Origin of the sequence: Ralstonia sp. SET104 (assembly GCF_003851545.1) — a bacterium.
GTDB lineage: Bacteria > Pseudomonadota > Gammaproteobacteria > Burkholderiales > Burkholderiaceae > Ralstonia.
The window spans coordinates 11,088-29,704 of record NZ_BHVX01000014.1 but is presented as its reverse complement, the minus strand read 5'-3'; the positions used below and the strand labels follow the sequence as shown (position 1 = coordinate 29,704).

The 18,617-nt window shown below is 63.4% G+C and carries 16 protein-coding genes; 5 read left to right on the top strand and 11 right to left on the bottom strand.

Annotated features, from left to right (window positions below; translation table 11 throughout):
- Positions 1-18: 18 nt before the first annotated feature.
- The 6 genes from PSUB009319_RS17220 to PSUB009319_RS17195 form a co-directional block, all read right to left on the bottom strand.
- The gene (locus tag PSUB009319_RS17220) at positions 19-351 is read right to left on the bottom strand and encodes a hypothetical protein (RefSeq protein WP_124383416.1); all 333 of its coding nucleotides are present in this window, start codon (positions 349-351) and stop codon (positions 19-21) included.
- Positions 352-503: 152 nt separating this feature from the next.
- Entirely contained in the window at positions 504-887 is a 384-nt protein-coding gene (locus PSUB009319_RS17215) for a DUF2784 domain-containing protein (RefSeq protein ID WP_124383415.1), read from the bottom strand.
- 46 nt (positions 888-933) lie between these two features.
- Positions 934-1,299, bottom strand: a complete 366-nt coding sequence (locus PSUB009319_RS17210; protein WP_004631346.1) for a response regulator — start codon at positions 1,297-1,299, stop codon at positions 934-936.
- Positions 1,300-1,327: 28 nt separating this feature from the next.
- Positions 1,328-1,861, bottom strand: coding sequence for a hypothetical protein (locus tag PSUB009319_RS17205; protein ID WP_124383414.1), 534 nt, complete (start codon positions 1,859-1,861; stop codon positions 1,328-1,330).
- A gap of 11 nt (positions 1,862-1,872) precedes the next feature.
- The gene (locus PSUB009319_RS17200) at positions 1,873-2,589 is read right to left on the bottom strand and encodes a methyl-accepting chemotaxis protein (RefSeq protein ID WP_124383521.1); all 717 of its coding nucleotides are present in this window, start codon (positions 2,587-2,589) and stop codon (positions 1,873-1,875) included.
- Entirely contained in the window at positions 2,589-4,973 is a 2,385-nt protein-coding gene (locus PSUB009319_RS17195; protein ID WP_124383413.1) for a HAMP domain-containing protein, read from the bottom strand. The genes PSUB009319_RS17200 and PSUB009319_RS17195 overlap by 1 nt, the downstream gene beginning before the upstream one ends.
- A 340-nt stretch (positions 4,974-5,313) precedes the next feature.
- Between PSUB009319_RS17195 and PSUB009319_RS17190 the strand changes: the two genes are divergently transcribed.
- The 3 genes from PSUB009319_RS17190 (at position 5,314) to PSUB009319_RS17180 (ending at position 11,075) form a co-directional block, all read left to right on the top strand.
- A complete protein-coding gene (locus PSUB009319_RS17190) occupies positions 5,314-5,568 on the top strand; it encodes a DUF1801 domain-containing protein (protein ID WP_124383412.1) in 255 nt (84 codons plus the stop codon).
- A 78-nt stretch (positions 5,569-5,646) separates the two neighbouring features.
- Positions 5,647-5,976 (top strand): DUF2322 family protein, encoded by a 330-nt coding sequence (locus PSUB009319_RS17185; RefSeq protein ID WP_124383411.1) that lies wholly within the window; start codon positions 5,647-5,649, stop codon positions 5,974-5,976.
- A gap of 158 nt (positions 5,977-6,134) precedes the next feature.
- Entirely contained in the window at positions 6,135-11,075 is a 4,941-nt protein-coding gene (locus PSUB009319_RS17180) for an NAD-glutamate dehydrogenase (protein ID WP_124383410.1), read from the top strand.
- A gap of 9 nt (positions 11,076-11,084) precedes the next feature.
- Here PSUB009319_RS17180 and PSUB009319_RS17175 read toward each other — a convergent pair whose 3' ends face one another.
- Positions 11,085-12,383: a phosphatidylserine decarboxylase family protein gene (locus tag PSUB009319_RS17175; protein ID WP_124383409.1), complete on the bottom strand. Its 1,299-nt coding sequence runs from the start codon at positions 12,381-12,383 to the stop codon at positions 11,085-11,087.
- 168 nt (positions 12,384-12,551) lie between these two features.
- Here PSUB009319_RS17175 and PSUB009319_RS17170 point away from each other — a divergent pair, with 168 nt between their 5' ends.
- Both PSUB009319_RS17170 and PSUB009319_RS17165 read left to right on the top strand, forming a co-directional pair.
- A complete protein-coding gene (locus PSUB009319_RS17170; RefSeq protein WP_124383408.1) occupies positions 12,552-12,956 on the top strand; it encodes a hypothetical protein in 405 nt (134 codons plus the stop codon).
- A gap of 47 nt (positions 12,957-13,003) precedes the next feature.
- Complete coding sequence (locus PSUB009319_RS17165) at positions 13,004-13,195, top strand: hypothetical protein (RefSeq protein ID WP_124383407.1); 192 nt, start codon at positions 13,004-13,006, stop codon at positions 13,193-13,195.
- 284 nt (positions 13,196-13,479) lie between these two features.
- Here the strand turns inward: PSUB009319_RS17165 and PSUB009319_RS17160 are convergent, their stop codons facing one another.
- The 4 genes from PSUB009319_RS17160 to pgaB form a co-directional block, all read right to left on the bottom strand.
- Positions 13,480-13,710 (bottom strand): hypothetical protein, encoded by a 231-nt coding sequence (locus PSUB009319_RS17160; protein ID WP_124383406.1) that lies wholly within the window; start codon positions 13,708-13,710, stop codon positions 13,480-13,482.
- A gap of 378 nt (positions 13,711-14,088) precedes the next feature.
- Positions 14,089-15,135 (bottom strand): poly-beta-1,6-N-acetyl-D-glucosamine biosynthesis protein PgaD, encoded by a 1,047-nt coding sequence (locus PSUB009319_RS17155; protein WP_124383405.1) that lies wholly within the window; start codon positions 15,133-15,135, stop codon positions 14,089-14,091.
- Positions 15,132-16,415, bottom strand: a complete 1,284-nt coding sequence (gene pgaC / locus PSUB009319_RS17150) for a poly-beta-1,6-N-acetyl-D-glucosamine synthase (protein ID WP_124383404.1) — start codon at positions 16,413-16,415, stop codon at positions 15,132-15,134. Before pgaC ends, PSUB009319_RS17155 begins: the two co-directional genes overlap by 4 nt.
- Before the next feature lies 1 nt (position 16,416).
- Entirely contained in the window at positions 16,417-18,585 is a 2,169-nt protein-coding gene (pgaB, locus tag PSUB009319_RS17145; protein ID WP_260393029.1) for a poly-beta-1,6-N-acetyl-D-glucosamine N-deacetylase PgaB, read from the bottom strand.
- Positions 18,586-18,617 lie beyond the last annotated feature (32 nt).

Here is an 18,617-nt window from a genome sequence, read left to right as displayed (position 1 = left end):
CGCGCGCCTACCGCGCACTCACCGCTCACGAACAGGCCCCGGCAACGCCTTGAGGCCAATCCACAGCACGCCGATGACCACGTTGACGGGCACGCTCAACGCACTGGGCACGTAGAACAGCACCGACAGGCCCGGCGTGTGGAGCCCCAGCTCCAGCACGCCGCCCAACGCGTAGCAGAGCACCCCGCACCAGAGCCAGCGCCGCATATAGGCCAGCAGCCAATGTGCGTGCGCCTGGTTGAAGCGCCACGCGGCGGAACGTTCGAACAGGTTGCCGCGGCTGGCGTCTTTAAACAGCCACCCGAAGAAGAAGTAGCGATACAGCAGGGTGCGAAAGGCAAGCTCTTGCATAGTGGCTCCTTCGGCCCACGCGCGCTCCGGGAATGCCGAGGATGGGTTGCCAACCCCGCTGTGTCACAAGCATCACTCACCAGACGCTGCTGCAGCAGCGCGCGACGCCGGCCCGATGGGATCCAGCGTATCAAGGATTCAGCGCAAGGGAATCACGAAAGTGCCCGCCCGGGGCGCGGCGGTATACGCCACCACGTAAGCAACACTGCCAGCAGGAACGCCACGTAACTCGCGGTAAACACCCAAAGCGGCAGATCGTAGTAGAGCAGCGCGCTCACCCAGCGCTGGACGAAGCCACCTGAGCCGTTTGCGCCTGGGCGCAGCCAATCTTCCAGCAGGGTTAGCGGGCATGGCAGGTCAAGCGCGGCCAGCGCGGCGACCACGCTGATGGCCGCCAAGTGCGTCAGCCGGAACACGCGATTGCGTGCCCAGCTTTGACCAAACGCGGCGCCCACCCAGACGGCCGCCAGCCCGCCGACGACAAACAGAACAAGCAACGCGTGCAGCACAAGCACCGCATCCGCCAAGCCCGTCATGCCAAGCCTCCTTGCGCACAAGAAGGCCAGTGTGGGCGCAAGCGGTTCAGCTTGCCAGTTTCTTGAACGTCTCGAGCACGGCGTCGCCCTTGAACGGCTTGACGATCCAGCCCTTCACGCCGGCGGCCTTGCCGCGATCTTTCATGGCAGGGCTGCTTTCCGTGGTGAGCATGATGACGTTGACCGTCTTGTTGCCCAGCTCACCGCGCACCTTTTCGACCATCGTCAGGCCGTCCATGTTGGGCATGTTCACGTCGCTGATAACCAGTTTGACGCCCGGGTTGGCCTTGATCTTGGCCAGGCCGTCCTTGCCGTCCACGGCGGTGTCCACTGCCAGGCCGTGCTTCTTCAGAAAGCCGGCAACCTCATCGCGCACGGTGCTTGAATCGTCGACCACCAGAATCTTGCTCATGACTCTTTCCTCGCTCTCAATCTTGTAATCAAAACAATTCCAGCTCGCCGCCGGATTCAACTTCGTCGCTCACATCGGCGACGAAATCCAGCGGAGCGTGGGCACACACGCACACGGTAGCGTCCACCCGCACCGCATCGTTGATGGTGACGGCATAGGAAGCCACATAGCAGGGCTTGAGCACATCCAGATATGGCAGGCAGCGCGCGCTCACCACATAAGGCGTCGACATGCCCAGGTCAGGAAACACCTGCAGCAGCGCCTGGTTCAGCGCGCCGCAGCACAGGTTGCCGATTTCCAGGCGGGCTTCGTCAAAGGAACGCCTGGTGCCTTCGCCGGTGAAGTACGTGCGCGTGGCATCTGACTCGTCAAAACGCAGCACCAGCAGCAGGCGGAAAGCGATGGATGAAATGGTCAGGATCAGGGCGTCCTCGCCACTGACGGCGTCGCCCTCAACTGCGGAGGCAATGTGACAGGTGTCTTCCGCTTGCCGTGCGAGCCGCGTACGTGCGGCCTTGCGGAAAATGCGATCGAAACTGTCTTGCGCGTTGCTGCGGATCACTTCAGTTCTGCCTAATGAAGCTGGGTTTGAAACTGGCTGGCCAGCGCCTCAACACTCGACAGCGACGCGGTGATCATCTTGCCGCCCGCCTGGATGTCCTGGAACGTGGCGGTGGTGGTCAGATCATTCAGGTACAGGCTGTTGCGGTAGCTCTTTGACAGCTCTTCCGAACGCGCCGCAAGCGAGCGCACCTCGCTGGCCACCACGGCAAAGCCACGCCCCGCCGTGCCCGCGCGCGCCGCCTCAATGGACGCGTTGAGCGAAACGATCACCACATGCCGCACGATGGATTGCAGCTCCTGGTTCTTGGCGTGCATGTCGTGGTTCTGTTCCATGAGCGAGATCATCTGCTCGTGCCAGCGCTCGAACGTCAGCGCCAGGCCGCGCAGGCGTGCCGCTTCCTCGGCGATCTGCCCGGCACGGCTGGCCCACTGCTCTTTGGCCGCGGTTGCCGACTGCAGTTCGGTGCGCAGTTGCTCGATCACTTCCAATTGGTCGGAAGTGGCATCGCGCATCTGAGCAACCGTGGTTTCCAGTGCGGCCACTTCACGCGCGCCGCTTTCCACCAATGCAGCCTGCTTCGCAAGATCGGCCGACAGACCGGCGATGCGGTGATCGGCGTCGCCCAAGGCGCGTGCCATCGCATTCACCTTCCGCTGCCGAATCACCCACATCAACACGCCAGCGACCAGCCCACCGGCCAGCACGGCCAGAACAATCATTCCAATCACGATGCTTCCTTATCCAGATCCATGCGTACTGCGGGTTGCTCGCCAAGCGCGGCGCTCACGCCATCCACCACAAAACGTTCGGGCAGGCAGACCACCGTCTGGAACTGGCGGAACGCGGCACCCTTGTGGTCATCGGTGAAGCGCAATTCGATGCGGCCGTTCTCGCGCTTGAGGAACTCCAGCACTGCATCCATGCCGACGCCGCGCCCCGACACTTCCGTCACCTTGTCGGCGGTGGAAAAACCGGGGCGGAAGATGCACTGTGCGACGTCTTCGTCGCTGGCATGTGCATCAGCGCCGATCCAGCCACGCTCGACTGCGATGCTGCGGATGCGATCGAGCGCGAGGCCGCGGCCGTCATCGCACAGCGTGATCTGCAGCATCCCCTGATCGACACCGACTTCAATGTCGATCGTGCCCGCTGCCGGCTTGCCGTGGGCGATGCGCACGTCTGCCGGTTCAATGCCGTGGTCGATGGAGTTGCGCAGCAGGTGCATGAATACGTTCTGCAGGACGCCCCGCGCTTCAGTGCGCACGCGGTAGCCGTTGTCGTCAATGCGCACGGCCACGGGCGCCTTGCCCAACTCCTGCGCAAGCGACGGCAGCGATTGCAGCGCGCCTGACAACAGATCGTCCACCGTCTCGCTGCCCAGCAAACGCAGTAGCTGATAAACCGAATCGCGCATCGCCACCAGTTCGTACAGGCTGCCTGGGTTGGCCGATTCCAACAGGCGCAGGCTTTCCTGAATGCGCGCCATCGCATCGGGCGCGGCTTGCACGGCAGTGCCCGGCACCGCGTCACCCTTGCGGCCCAGCTTCACCTCGTTGATGCGGGCGTAGTTTTCGATGGCCTCGCGCACGCGGGCCAGTTCTTCCATCAGCCAGTCCTGGTCCCACGTGTGTTCGCTGTCGGCTTCGCGCAGCGCGTGGTAGGTCTGCTCGGTCTCGTGCACGACGTTGGTCAGGTGCTGCAGGTTGTATGTGCGCGCGTTGCCTTTGATGGTGTGCATGTTGCGGAACAGCGCCGCAATGGCCGCGCTGTCGGCCTGCGAATACTGGCGGATGATCCGCTCGTTCTCGTGCACAAAGGTGGTGGAGCTGTCGATGAAGTGCTGGAACTTCTCCTGGCTCACCGCCAGGATCTCGCCAATCATCTCCAGGTTGCGGCGCTGTTCGCTGGCTTCTGCCGCCAGCTTGCGCAGCTCGGTTACGTCGCGCACGCACAGCATCAGGCGCAGGATGGTGTCGCTCTCGTCGGTAATGGCTGACCACGACAGGTCCAGCGTCTTCACGCGGCCATCGGGCATGCGCTTTTCCACTTCGCTTGCCAGCAGATGCTGGTTAAACGCAAAGTTGATGACGTCTTGCCCCAGGCAGGCATCCACCGCCGCTTCCACCTGCGACAGCGCATCGGCGCCCAGGCTGGTATCTGCAAAGATCAGCTCCATCAGGTTGCGGCCGGCAATGTGCTGCGTCTCGAAGATCGACTCGAGGTAGATGGAGTACTCCTCGTGCACCACGCTGCCTTCCACCACCGTCAGAATGCCCTGCTGCATGTTCTGCAGCATTGCCTGGATGTCGGCCGTCTTCTGCTTGAGCAGCGCGGCATTCTCCTGGATCTTCTCAATCATCTGATTGAACGCCACCACCGAGTGGCCGATCTCGTCCATGCGGCCCACCGGCACGCGGCGGGTGAAGTCCTGGCTGGTGGCAATCTCGCTCATCTCGGCCTGCATGCGCGTGAGCGGGCGTGTGATCTGGCGATACAGCAGCATGCCGATAGCAGTGAGCAACACGATGGCCACGCCACTCACCACGCCGATGGTGGTCGCCGTGCTGGCGAGCTTGCCGTTCAGGCCTGCAATGGCTTCGTCCTTCTCACGGTTCTTCTCGATGCGCAGCGTCTCGACAATCTTCTCGAGCACGTCGCGATAGCTGGCCACGTTGGCAAACAGGAAGGCCTGGGCCAGTTCGTTCTTGCCCGCCAGCTTCATGTCAGTGGTCTGCTGGATGGCCTCGACATAGCTGTCGACGCTTTCCTTGGCCTGCGCAACCAGCCCTTCCTGCGCATGGCTGTTGGCGCGCTTGGTCTGCACGTCCAGTGCGGCACGCAGCGCGGCCTCTTTGGCCATCAGGTCATCCTTGGCCTGCGCGACGATGTTGCCGTCGGGCGCGTACACCAGCACCATCGTCGCGAGCTGCACGTCTTTGACGAGCGATACGAGGTCGGCTGATGCCAGCGCGCTCGGCACCACGCCCTCGGTCACCTGGCGGACCTCTGCAGCGCTGCTGCGGGTCTGGTAGACCGAGTACCCGCCAATGGCCGCCAGCGCGACAAACATCAGCACCACCAGCAATGTAATGCGATGACGAATCGTCATTTGAAAGTCTCTCGATTTAATCGCCCCCCTGAAAGAAGGGTGCGATCCAATATGCTTGCCTGAACATCGGAGGCGCAATTATTGAAGTCGAAAGATGACCAATCGATGACTGTCACACGTTTCATCAGGGCATTGCACGATTGTATTTCCGCACGCGCGCACTACGCTTCACACTGGCATCAGGCTTGAATTTCGGGCAAAACGGCGCCGAAATCGTTTCGCACCCCCCACTCAGGTGGGGAATTGTGAAAGAACGCTAAAGTTATTTCTCCAATCGCCGTTTACTTACGGCCGCGTTATTTCTCTTTAATTTTTCGCTGCTTTTTTGCCTTGATTCCAAATACAACAAAAAGGTATTTCAAGGTTCTCCACCGACAACCTGATCTGCACCGGCGAGGCCTGCAAGCAGGCGGTGAAGATGACGTTCCCCAAAGGGGCCTCCGCGCCCGACCCTTCTGGCCTGTTTAACGCCAGTCTGGATGGCAACACCCAACGCGCCATCGGTTTTCATGAGGGCGACAAGGTGAACGAGAAAGCGTTGAAGGCGCGCATCCAGGCTGCCGTTGCCGTAAACAAGGCTGGCGCCAAACGTTGAACGAAGGCCGAAGCGCGTGCCGGTCAGCCAGAAGCCATTAACATACGGCCCGCCTGATCAACCAACGGAGTAACAGCAGTGATTCAACCGACCACCGTATTCAAGGACAACCTCGCCCAACTGCCCGCCATTGACGGCATCCAGCGCATTGATCTGGTCGACGGCCAAGGCGCCGTGGTGGCCGACATCGAAAACAAGCCGGGCAAGCAAGGTTCGGTGGCGGTGTATCACTACCTGCAGCAAGCGTTCGGCCAGCTCGATGCAAAAGCCGCCGAGCACGGTCTGGCTGTGTTTGCCGAACACACCATCGATGCGCGCAACCGCCCTGGCGCCCACCCGAATGTAGACCGCCTGCTGGCCATCGTGGCGGGTGAGCCTGCGCTGCGCATCAACGTCATCAAGGCTTGATGGCACTTCAGGCCACGCTTGCACGCAGCGAGCGAACCACCCGTTCTCTCGCTGCACCGCACACAGCAGCATCAGGGCAACCGACGCACCGCGCACCCTGATTGCCAGCCGAGGGCACGCGGCGTAGCATGAAGCAGCCCTTCTTCGGGAGCCGCCTCATGTCTGCCCAGCACGAAGACAAGGTCCGCCAGCACATGGCGGATGCAGTGGCCCTGGCGCGTGTTCGCGCGCCCGATATTGCCAACCTGTTCGAGCCCTTTCTGCGGCACTACTACGGGTTGGCAGACCCTGAAGATGTGATCTCGCGCAGCGTGGCCGACCTCTACGGCGCGGCGATGGCGCACTGGCAACTGGGCCAGAAATTCGTGTCGGGGCAGCCGCGCGTGCGCATCTACAACCCGAGCCTCGAGCAGCATGGCTGGTACTGCGGACACACAGTCGTCGAGATCGTCAACGACGACATGCCATTCCTGTTCGACTCCGTGACCATGGAGATCAACCGGCAAGGGCTTGCGCTGCATTCAGCGTTTCATCCGGTCTATCGCGTGCAGCGCGATGCCGCAGGCATGCGCGTGGCCCTATCGGCTGGCGGCGGCGTACAGCGCCCCACTGCCCTGGCGGGCGACATGCCTGACACGCCTGCCGATGCAGATAGCGAAACCCACGGCACGGCGCGCTTCGAGTCGACCATCCACATCGAAGTGGATCGGTTTTCCGAGCCAGCACGCATGCAGACGCTGCATGACGGTCTGATGCATGTGTTGGGCGACGTGCGCGCCGCAGTGGAAGACTGGAAGCCGATGCAGGCCGAAGCGCGCGCCTCGATCGATGCGTTGGCCGCACGTGCCGCGCAAGCCTCCACCAGTGAGGCCGAGCGCGTAGAGATTGCCGAAACGCAGGCCTTCCTGGCCTGGATGCTCGAACGGCACTTCACCTTCCTCGGCTATCGGGACTACGAACTCGTCATCCAGAACGATGGCCATTACCTGCGCGGCATGCCAGGAACCGGGCTTGGCGTGCTGCGCGAGGCGCTGCGTGACCCCACCACGCCGGATATCTCGCGGCTGTCAGCAGATGCGGCCAAGATCATCGACGCGCCCGAACCCATCTTTCTCACCAAGGCCAACTCGCGCGCGACGGTGCACCGGCCGGGCTATCTCGATTACGTCGGCATCAAGCTGTTCGATGCGGAGGGCCGCGTGTGCGGGCAGCGGCGTTTTCTTGGGCTGTACACGTCGAACGTCTACATGGTGCCGGCGCAGGACATACCGCTCGTGCGGCGCAAGGTTGCCAACGTGATCGAGCGCACCGGCTTTCTGCCGAACGGTCACCTGGCCAAGACACTGGCGACCATTCTTGAGCAGTACCCGCGCGACGAGCTTTTCCAGATCGACAGCGAGGCCCTGCACGACATCGTGCTCGGCATCCTGCGGTTGCAGGAGCGCCAGCGTACACGCCTGTTCGTGCGCCGTGACCCGTTTGACCGCTTTGTGTCGTGCCTCGTGTTCGTGCCGCGCGAGAAGTTCAACACCGACCTGCGCTTGCGCATCCAGGGCCTGCTGCAAACGGCATACAACGGCACGGCCGCGGAGTTCACGCCGCTGCTATCGGAATCCATGCTCGCGCGCATCCATATCACCGTGCGCACGCAGCCGGGCAACGTGCCCGAGGTGGACGTGGCTGAACTCGAAGACCGCATCGTGCAGGCTGCCCGGCGCTGGCAGGACGACCTGGCCGACGCGCTGCTCGAACGCGGCGGCGAGGAGCGCGGCAACCGTCTGCTGCGCCGCTATGCAGGCGCGTTCCCCGCTGGCTTCCGAGAGGACTACGCCGCGCGCCTTGCCGTGCGCGACATCGAGCTGATGGAGCCTCTGCTCAATGCGGACAACGCAGACAATGCGGATGCCGCCAACAGCATGCTCGCCATGCAGTTGTACCGGCCGCTCGAAGCGCCACCCGGCGCCCTGCGCTTCAAGATCTACCGCGCAGGCCAGCCGACATCGCTGTCGCATAGCCTGCCGATGCTTGAACACCTTGGCGTGCGCGTCAACGAAGAGCGCCCCTATTGCATTGAACCCGCTGACGCCGCCCCGATCTGGATGCACGACTTTGGCATGGAGACCATCGACGGCAGCGAGGTCGACCTCGACGAAGCGCGCGCGCGTTTTGAAGACGCCTTTGCACGCATCTGGAGCGGCGAGCTGGAGAACGACGATCTCAACCGCCTTGTGCTGCAAGCCGGCCTGACCTGGCGCGAGGTGCGCATCCTGCGGGCGTATGCGCGCTACATCCGCCAGATCGGCTCGACCTTCAGCAACGCGTATATGGAAAGCGCGCTGAACGGCAATCCGTCGATTGCGCGTGCGCTGGTGCGGCTGTTCCTGGTACGTTTCGACCCCGCGCTTGCAGATGCCGAACGTTCGCGCGCGAGCGAAACGCTGCGCAAGCAGATCGACGAAGCGCTCGAAGACGTGCCGAACCTGGACGAAGACCGCATCCTGCGGCAGTTTCTGGGCGTGCTGGAAGCCACGCTGCGCACCAACTACTTCCAGAGCACGGCGCATGGGCAGCCCAAGCCCTACCTGTCGTTCAAGTTCGACCCCGCGCGCGTGCCGGGCTTGCCCGAACCCAAGCCGATGTTTGAAATCTGGGTGTATTCGCCGCGCGTGGAAGGCGTGCACCTGCGCGGCGGCAAGGTCGCACGGGGCGGGCTGCGCTGGTCTGACCGGCGCGAGGATTTCCGCACCGAGGTGCTGGGCCTGGTCAAGGCGCAGATGGTCAAGAACACCGTTATCGTGCCGGTGGGCTCCAAGGGTGGCTTTGTGGTCAAACAACCGCCGCCGGCGAGCGACCGCGATGCGTATCTGGCTGAAGGCGTGGCGTGCTACCAGACCTTCCTGCGCGGGCTGCTGGACCTGACCGATAACTACGCCGATGGCCGCGTCATGCCGCCGCGCGATGTGGTGCGCTACGACCAGGACGACCCCTACCTGGTCGTGGCCGCCGACAAGGGCACCGCCACGTTCTCCGATTACGCCAACGCCATCTCTGCCGAATACGGCTTCTGGCTGGGCGATGCCTTCGCCTCCGGCGGCTCAGTCGGCTACGACCATAAGAAGATGGCCATCACCGCGCGCGGCGCGTGGGAATCGGTCAAGCGGCATTTCAGCGAGATGGGCGTCGATACGCAAACGCAGGATTTCACCGTCGTGGGCGTGGGCGACATGTCGGGCGATGTGTTTGGCAACGGCATGCTGCTCTCGCACCATATCCGGCTGCTGGCGGCATTCGACCATCGGCATATTTTTCTGGACCCTTCGCCCGATGCGGCCACGAGCTTTGCCGAGCGCGAGCGCCTGTTCAACCTGCCGCGCTCAAGCTGGGCCGACTATGACCGGGCGCTGATCAGCCCCGGGGGCGGCATATTCCCCCGCACGGTCAAAGCGATTGCGCTTTCCCCCGAAGTGCGCGCCATGCTGGATCTGCCAGACAACAGCGCCACCGAGATGGCGCCGAACGATCTGCTGCACGCCATCCTCAAGGCCCCGGCGGATCTGCTCTACAACGGCGGCATCGGCACCTACATCAAGGCCAGCACCGAAACACATGCCCAAGTGGGCGACCGCGCCAACGATGGCCTGCGCGTCAACGGTGCCGAATTGCGCTGCAAGGCAGTGGCCGAGGGCGGCAACCTGGGCTGCACGCAGCTCGGCCGCATTGAATACGCACAGCATGGCGGGCGCATCAACACCGACGCCATCGATAACTCCGCCGGTGTGGATTGCTCTGACCACGAGGTCAACATCAAGATCCTGCTGGGCCTGGTGGTGGCCGATGGTGAGATGACGCTCAAGCAGCGCAATACGCTGCTGGCCGAGATGACTGACGAGGTGGGCGAGCTGGTGCTGCGCGACAACTACTTCCAGACGCAGGCGCTGTCGCTGGCGCGCACACGCACGGCGTTGTGGCTCGACCCTGAGACGCGGCTGATGCGGCATCTGGAGCGCAACGGGCGCCTGAACCGCACGATCGAATTCCTCCCGGCCGATGAAGACATCGACGCCCGGCGGGCAAGCGGCGGCGGCCTGACCACGCCAGAGCGCGCCGTGCTGATGGCCTACAGCAAGATGTGGCTGTACGACGTGCTGCTGGGCAGCGACCTGCCTGACCAGCCTTTCGTGGCCGATGGCCTGCCGGCGTACTTTCCACAACCGCTGCACACGCGGTGCGCCACGTCAATCCCACGGCACACGCTGCGTCGCGAGATTCTGGCGACGATGCACGCCAACGCGCTGGTTAACCGTGCCGGCGTGACCTTCGTGCACCGGATGGCCGAAGAAACCGGCGCAGAACCGCTTGCCGTGGTGTGGGCAAGTCTTGTTGCGCGCGCCGTCTACCGGCTCGATGCGCTGTGGCACGACGTGGATGCCCTGGATGCCCGGGTGCCGCACGAAACGCAAACCACCCTGTTTACCGCGCTCGCGCAACTGCATGAGCGCGCCACGCTGTGGTTCCTGCGGCGGCGCGTGGCAGATGTGCCGGCCACGGTCGCGCATTTCCGGGCTGCGGTTGATGCGCTCGCTCTCGAGATCGACGCGCTGCAGACGGAGGAATCTGCACAGGCTGCCGCACAACAGCAGCAGGTCTTGACCGAAGCCGGAGTGCCGGAAACCCTGGCGCGTGTGGCGACCGGCGTGCCAGCGCGCGTGTCGCTGCTCGACATTGCCGAAGTTGCCGCCGCCAGTGGTTGCGACGCACGGCTTGCTGCACGCGTGTACTTTGCCCTTGACCAACCGCTTGGCTACGGGTGGTTGCAAGGCGGCATCCTCGGCCTGCCAACGCAAACGCATTGGCAGATGCTGGCGCGCGCAACGCTGCTCGAAGAGCTGGGGCAACTGCGGCGGCGGTTGACGCAATCGGTGTTGCAAAACGCGGCGGCCGGTGCCAGCGTGGACGCCCTCATCGGCACATGGCGCGCAACGCGGCAAGAGGCGCTGGCGCGCTACAACCGCGTGATCGCCGATCAGGTTGCAGCCGGCTCAGCTGACCTGGCGATGCTGTCTGTGGGGCTCAAGGCACTGGCCGAGGTAGACGCCTGATGCAAGCCGCTAACGTGCACGCGCCAGTGCGGCATTGACGCGCATGGGCGGCGTGTCGTGCGAAAACGGCGGCTGCACTGCAAAGGCTTCAATCACGCCGGGCTCGAAGAACAGGCAGTACGTCGATCCGCCGTATTGGAAGAAGCCAAGCTCCTCGCCCTTGCGCACCTTCTGGCCGGGGGTGACGTCGATCATGCACGACGACACCTCCGCCATGCCAACAAACACGCAGCCCACGGTGCCCAAAGCCGGATCGTCACACGCGATGGTGATGACCGCACGCGCAGCCATCGCCGCGCTGTAGCCCTGCGAATCGTTCAGCCCTTCCGGGTCTGCGCCTTCCGATTCCGCACAGGAGTAGTAGGTGCCGTCCACATGGTAGGTGTCGCGGATCGTGCCGGCGACAGGCGCATGCCAGCGGTGGTAGTTGTAGGCGCTGAGAAAGGCCTGGTACACGCTGCCGCCCGCAAAATGTTTCGCCAGATGCGACTTGCCCGGCCCGAAGATGTCGCGCAGTGAATACGGCTGCGCCTTGATCCAGAACGCGTCTTCATAACGCGCATCGTGGCTGATGTTGTAGGGCGCGGCCTCGCAAGCGCTGACGATGAGTTTGCTGTCATTCTCGCCCGCCACCGGCCGCATGCCGGCACGAAAGCGGCGCGTGAAGAAATCGTTCCACGAGCTGAACCCCCAGTATGGCTGCGATGGGTCGCACAAAAACTGTGCCATGCCAATGCGTCGCGTTGCTTCGGGGCTGAACCATCCGTGCGGCGCGTGCGTGCTCAGGTGGGCGCGCGAGTGCGGCCCTGTGAGGAATGCACTCCACCCGTTGAGCACCACCTTGAGCGCGTCGTTGAAGCGTCGATCACGGAACAGCGCGTAGCCCGATGGCATGCACATCGGCCAATCAAGCAGCGCGTTGAGCGGACACACCACCAGGGCCGTCTCGCTAAAGCGCGGCGCACCGGTCACGGTGTGATCGATGGCCAGCAGCAGTTCTGCGCTGTCCTTGTAGCCGAGTTCATATCCATGGTCGCGCGCTTCATCGATGGCGCAAGCGAGATGCATGCGCAACGCCGGCTCGCTGTCGATGAGGTTCGCGAGCGCACGCACGGCCGCCACCAAGGGCGTTTTCGCCGGGCGTGACAGCGCCTGGGCGACAAGCTCGGCGCGAAACGCCGCCAGCTTCGCTTCGCCTTCGGGCAGCCAATCACCCAGGCGGCGGCGCCGGTCCAGCGGAACATTCGATACAGCATCCAATGTGGCCTCCTGCTCTGTGCAGGACGTCAAGCAACGGGCGTTCCACATCGGGCCGGTGGCATTCAGGTTGCTTTGCGCTTGTTGTGGCTTGCACTACCGGCCCATGAAAACGCCCTCGCACTCAAACATATGCGGCGGCTTGCTGCAGGCAAGTCGCCGTACGGGCGCGCGAGTTGCGTCGATGAAACCGGTACTGACACTTCATTGGGAGCCACCATGATGATCCGCACCCCATATCGCGCACGTGTTCTGTGCGTGGCGGCAATGTTCGCTGCACTCGGCAACGGCGCGGCGCTGGCACAGGCAACTGGCGCGCAGTCCGGCAGCAGCGGCAACGCGCCCGCGGCCGATGCAAACAGCGCCACTGCCACCGGCTCGATGGGCCGCACCGACAACCGCACCGACAGCAGTACCGACAGACCAACGGGCCGTGACGCCACGCGCAAACGCACCCACAACGACCGCGCCAATCCCTCCGGCGAGTACGTGCCACGTGCGGGTTCCAGCTCGCATCAGGACAAGAACGGCAACGTGGTCAAGGACCAATCGACCGGCGGCAGCCCGCAGGGGCGTGAACGCCCACCGGCCACCGCACCAAATATCCCGGCAACGCAGCCGTGAGGCGGCACCCGACAGCCTCTCTCTGTCGGCAACAATCAGGAGCCAGCATGAACAGCGAGACCCCCATTCCCGGCACGCCACCCGCACCGGCCGCCCCAGGCGATGAGGCCGCACCTGGGTCGCCCAGCAGCGGAGAGGCCGTCTGCCCCGACTGCAACGGCACAGGCCAGCGCGAGGGCGGCCTGTGCCCAACGTGCGAGGGCACGGGCACCATCATTCAAGGCATTGGGGGAGGCTGATCGGGCTGAAGGCCGAAAGGCGACGATCTGCGACACAAAACACACGAAACACACGAAACGGGCGCACTGGCGAAACACGCTTAACCGTTTGCCCGACGAGCAACCATGGATATCGCCCGGCTCGCGGGCATTGCTATGTGCGCGCCAGGGTCACGCAAGTGGAAGACCGTGTGTTTCTGTTTGCATTGACCACGCAGGCATCACTTGCCGCCTGAGCTTTGCGCCCGGGCGCGAGTGGCGAGTGACGAATGACGAGCGGCAGCCCTGCAAGATGGAAAGACGGCCTAGTGAGACGCGGCCACCGCGCGGCGGCCGATGGTGCAAACGTGTCCGGAGGCTTTGAGCAGGATATAGCCCTGAAGGGTCACCCGGGCATAGCAGTGGTCGGGGCCACGGCGCTCGAGCGTGACAAGCTGCCGCTCGATCAACGCCTCGACATCGGCGCGGTCCAGGTCGTCCGATTCAGCGCCGTCGTTGACGAGAAGCAGCACAGCAAATTCATGGGGACTCAGCACAGTTGGCTCCAGCTTGTCTGTTGGCCACGGCAGGCGACCGTGACGATGGGTGGGCTTGGTTTCACTGACACCATGAGCACTGCAAGCGCCGCTGGAACACCGGGAGAGCGCGCAAGGGCTTGCAGGAGAAGCCAGCATAGGCACCCATGCAGCGGCATTCAAGAGGGCAATTCGGCGCTTCTTTCTGTTGAGATGGCCAAGCTACCGCTAAGGGGGCACACCAACCGTTTGCCGTGCAGCACAGCGCACGTGCGACAAGGATTGCGCAGCACATCAGGCGTTCCGCCCTCGTCTGTTTGTGCTAACACGGCTTGCATAACAACGCGCCCCGGTGATTTGCATCACCGGGGCGCTGACTGCTGCACTCAGAGCGGCCGCTTACATGTCGTCGGCGACGATGTTGGCGCGGCGGCCAAAGCCGTGCAGCAGGTCAATCTGTTCAACGCGTTCGAGTCGCGCGTACGGATCGTCGAGTCGCGCGTGCGCACCAAATGCATGCAGCGCACGATAGCGTTCCGTCACACGATCCGCTGCCTGCACTGCGGCACGGCCATGTACCACGGCCGTCACGCTGCCGTAGTGGCGGGCCATGCCCAGGCGCATCGCATACGTCTGGGCTGCTGATTGGTGCGACTGCGGGTGCGACTGCGGGGGCGACTGAGTGGGCGACTCCGGCTCGACCCAATCGCTACGTCCAAGGCGGCCGCGATATCCAAAACGATGGAAACCCGCGGCATCGGCCGTCACTGCATCCACGGCCTTCACCACGTCGCGCGGTTGCTGCACCGGTGCATCAACGCGCGCCAGCGACGGCTCTTCGCGGTCAATGTTCTCCAGCACGATGGCTGCGCTCACTGGAGCAGCGGCCAGCACCGGCTCGTCCGGATCGTATTCCGGGCTGCGGGTGAACGCTGTGGGCGGCGTAGCAGCGCCGGCAGGTGCCGGGCGGCCCGACCATTCCTGCCACGAACGCACATGCGTAATGTCACCGTCATCGTCATGATCGACCACCAGCAGGCGCGTGTTGCGCGGGCGGTGCCATGCCCGTTGCTGCTGCTCGTGCAACGCCGCACGCGACGCGCGGGTGGACGCAGCAGCAGATGCAGTTGCCCCGCCCGGCGCACGCGCCATCTTGCGGCGGATGGCGCGGTCCAGGCGCGACAGGATCATCCACACGACGAGCACCCCACCCATGCCGGCGATGATGTTGCCGTACAGGCGCAGTTGCTCGAATGGCAGCCCGCTGGGGCCAACGCTGCTGATGGAGTACCCCACATACAGGCCCAGCAGGCCCCAGATCGAGATCACGAGCACCGGCCGGAAGATGCGAAACCACAGCACATGGTGCAAGGTGCCGACGACCCCTTTGTCCGAGAACGACTGTCGGATCGAGTTTCGTGAAACATCAATGACAAGCATGGTCATGGTGAATTCCCCTGTTGTTGTTGGATGCCCCGGTCGGGGCTGGTCCAGCGGGCACGTGCGCGCGTGCGCTGAAAGGCGACAGCCGGAAAACCGACCACCGTGGTGACGAGGTTCAGAATCCAGAATGCAACCGGATACCAAACGGTGTCGATGAAGTAGCGCAGGATGTTGTCGTCGTAGCGGCGGTCGATAAAGCAACCGATCAGCAGTTGCAGCACGCACGTGATGAACAGCAGCGTGCCGTGCCAGCGCGGAAGGGCTTCCATGCGCCATTCGGGCGGCAGGGTGATGAAAAAGCCAAGCACCGACCACGAGATGACGATCAGCATGTTGTACGCCCACACAACGGACAGCGCGTACTCCACGAAGATCGGCCACATCATCGATTGCCGCAGGCTTACCATGGCCGGCGCGTACTTGATCAACGCCTGGATACCACCCTTGGCCCAGCGCAGCCGCTGTTTATACAGGCCACGGAAAGTCTCGGGCATCAGGATCCAAGACAACGCGCGCGGCTCGTAGCGAATCGTCCAGCCGCCCACTTGCAGCTTCCAGCTGATGTCGATGTCTTCGGTCAGCATGTCGCTGCTCCAGTAGCCGACATCTTCAATGGCGTGCTTGCGGAACATCACGACCACACCCGACACCGTGAGCAACCGGCCGTACACCTGCTGCGTCCGCTTGATGAGCCCCACGATCGACGAGAACTCACCCACCTGCATGCGCCCCAGCAAGGTTGAACGCGTGCGGATGCGCGGGTTGCCCGTAACGGCACCCATCGCCGGGTTCTCCAGCATGTGGCGGATCATCCAGGCAATCGCATCCACATCCAGGATCGAATCGCCGTCGATGCACATCAGGTACTCAGCGTCAGTCACCTGCGCGGCAGTGGTGAGGCCAATCGCTTTGCCCTGGTTGGACGACTGGTGAATCACCACCAACTGCGGGTATTGCGCAGCCAGCTCGTTCAGGCGCTCACCGGTGCGGTCAGAGCTGCCGTCGTTCACGGCGATGATGTCGTAGTTCGGATACCGCATGCGCGCAAGGTGGCTGATCACCTCGTGCACGTTGGCCTCTTCGTTGTAGCAAGGCACGATGATCGACACCTTGGGGTAGCTGCTCACCCCCAGCAATGCCAGCGGATGCCGCACGTTCTGCGTGCCCCGTTCGAGCAGGAAGTAGTGCAGCAGCCCGCCGATCATCCAGAAATACGACATGAAGAACGGGTAGTAGAAGACGAAGCCTGAAATCCAGCGCTTGGCGACAAGTGCGTCCACCATCTCAACCTCCCGCCTTGTTGTTGGTGTGGGCCGGCGCGGCCGCTTCGGTCGTTGCGGGCTTCTTGTCCGCACCAGCGTTCGGCGGCAGGCTCTGCGGCGCGGCGCTGTTGTTGAGCTTTTCAACGCTGCCCTTATCGCCGCCCGGCCGCTTGCGTGTCTCGATATACGTCTTGAGCGACATCACATCACGCAGCACCTCGGTATCGGGCCGACCGGCAATGAAGTCGTCCGGGTAGTACCCGTAATTGAGGGCACCCGCCGAGCGCAGCTCGCGCATCTGATCACGCAGCACTGCCGTCGGGATCGACTTGTCCTGGTTGCGCCAGTCGACCGCTTGCAGCTCGAAAATGGTCTTCTTCAGGCCACCCTTGTGCTTGGCTACCGCCGCGGTCAGCTTCTTCATCCAGTCCTTCGGGTCTTTGGCCTCTTCCATGTACGGCATGGCTTCAAGCGCCACGTAGTCGTACGCATCCAGGAAGTCGTCAAAGTTCTGCGCGGTCCACTCCTGGGCCTTCGGGTCGAGCACCGGGCCAGCGAAGATGTTGCGCGCGGTCAGCATGTCGCGGCCGTTCTGGTAGCCCTGCGCCACCGCGATCAGCTCCTTCGAGAACGAGATCAGCGCAGCGGTCTTGGCCTGCGTCCACTTCTGCATCAACTCGGGCGATTGGCGGATCTTGTTGATGTCACCCGGCAGGCCCATCGCCTCGTAGGCCTTGAGCGCGGCGGGGCTGGCGTCTTCGTAGTCATCGAGCACGCCGTCGTCGTGGAACAGAACACCGTCGATGATGGAGTTCTTGGCAAGATCCTCATAGATATCGCGGATCATCTGGCGCGCCTGCGGATCGAACGGCGACAACCGCGGCAGCCTGGCTGTGCCCGGCTTCTCCGGTGCGCCCGGCAATGCTTGCACCATGTGCGTGGCGGCGGGGTTGTCGGCCGGCAGTTTGTACGACAGCATCGGCAGCCATGCATACACCTCCACCTTCGCACGCGTCTTCAACTGCCACGACACGCGCGAAAACAGGTCGGCACGCATCGGCATGTGGCGGTTCGGGAAGTACACCGCATCCACGGCGCCGTTGCCTTTCGGATCGGCAAAGGCCTGCAGGTAGACCACGCGCGGTGCGAGATCCTTGATGCGGTCGATCAGCTTGCCGAGGTTGGCTTCCTGCTGCTTCGGGTCGGGGTCATAGATGTAATCCATATCGACCTGCACCACGCGCTGCACGGGGTTGATCTCGCCGTGGTGGGTCACGGGCTCGCGCAGCGAGCGCTCGAGATCGCCCGTGTCGGTGTCGTAGCCCATCAGGCTTCGGCGGATGGCGGTGAGCGGCACGTCCGGCGTGTTCGGGCCCGGCTCCAGCGTGAGCATGTACTTCAGGCCAACCTTGGTGGCTTCCTGATCGAGCATCAGGTTGTGCGCGCCGTACGGCCACACCACGGTCTGCACCTTGGTACCCACGTTCTTCTGGATGATGTCGATGCTGCGCTGCAGATCATCGCGCACGCGCTTGCGGTACTCGTCATCGGTTTCATACCGGCCCAGGTTGCGCAGGTATGCGTGCGTACTGGCCGCCGGCATTTCATTACCCTGCGGGTTGCCCAGCGCGCCGTGGTGCATGTCTGCCGTGTGGGTGGCGAATTCCGCCAGGCCCGAGGCCTGCATCTCGCGGATCTGGTTCCAGTTCATGAAGAAATCACGCGGAACGATCTGCGTGTTCGACAGCTTGATCTTCGCCCCCTGGGGTGCGTTGGTCCAATCTGTCACCAGCCCAAACACTGCGGGGAAGCGGAACCGCTTGAGCAGCGGGAAGACCTTCGTGTAGTGGCTCTCATAGCCGTCATCGAATGTCAGCAGGATCGGGCGTTTGGGCAGCGGCTTGCCGCCATGGCGCGCTTCATCGATCTGCGCAAGCGTGACCGGGTGATAACCGTTGGCCTGAATCCAGCTGAACATGTTCGTCAGCATCTTGGTGTCGGCGGCAAAGCCATCGGGCAACGTCTCGAAGCTGGCGCGCAGGTTGTCCCGGATGTCGTGAAAGCACAGCACGCGGAAGGTCTTGCCGTCGTCCGGATCGGGTTTGCGCAAGAAGTCCACCTGGACGGCGGCGGCCGGGTGAACCGCGGCAAGAAAGGCCAATGTCAGGGCCAACGCCACCCTCGGCGCCATCCAGGCGATGAATCGTCGCAACGACGGTTGTC

Coding starts and splice junctions, on each gene's coding strand:
- PSUB009319_RS17175 (WP_124383409.1), bottom strand. CDS start 12,383: ATGTGGAACGCCCGTTGCTTGACGTCCTGCACAGAGCAGGAGGCCACA.
- PSUB009319_RS17180 (WP_124383410.1), top strand. CDS start 6,135: ATGTCTGCCCAGCACGAAGACAAGGTCCGCCAGCACATGGCGGATGCA.
- PSUB009319_RS17220 (WP_124383416.1), bottom strand. CDS start 351: ATGCAAGAGCTTGCCTTTCGCACCCTGCTGTATCGCTACTTCTTCTTC.
- PSUB009319_RS17195 (WP_124383413.1), bottom strand. CDS start 4,973: ATGACGATTCGTCATCGCATTACATTGCTGGTGGTGCTGATGTTTGTC.
- PSUB009319_RS17170 (WP_124383408.1), top strand. CDS start 12,552: ATGATGATCCGCACCCCATATCGCGCACGTGTTCTGTGCGTGGCGGCA.
- pgaC (WP_124383404.1), bottom strand. CDS start 16,415: ATGGTGGACGCACTTGTCGCCAAGCGCTGGATTTCAGGCTTCGTCTTC.
- PSUB009319_RS17210 (WP_004631346.1), bottom strand. CDS start 1,299: ATGAGCAAGATTCTGGTGGTCGACGATTCAAGCACCGTGCGCGATGAG.
- PSUB009319_RS17215 (WP_124383415.1), bottom strand. CDS start 887: ATGACGGGCTTGGCGGATGCGGTGCTTGTGCTGCACGCGTTGCTTGTT.
- PSUB009319_RS17165 (WP_124383407.1), top strand. CDS start 13,004: ATGAACAGCGAGACCCCCATTCCCGGCACGCCACCCGCACCGGCCGCC.
- pgaB (WP_260393029.1), bottom strand. CDS start 18,585: ATGGCGCCGAGGGTGGCGTTGGCCCTGACATTGGCCTTTCTTGCCGCG.
- PSUB009319_RS17155 (WP_124383405.1), bottom strand. CDS start 15,135: ATGACCATGCTTGTCATTGATGTTTCACGAAACTCGATCCGACAGTCG.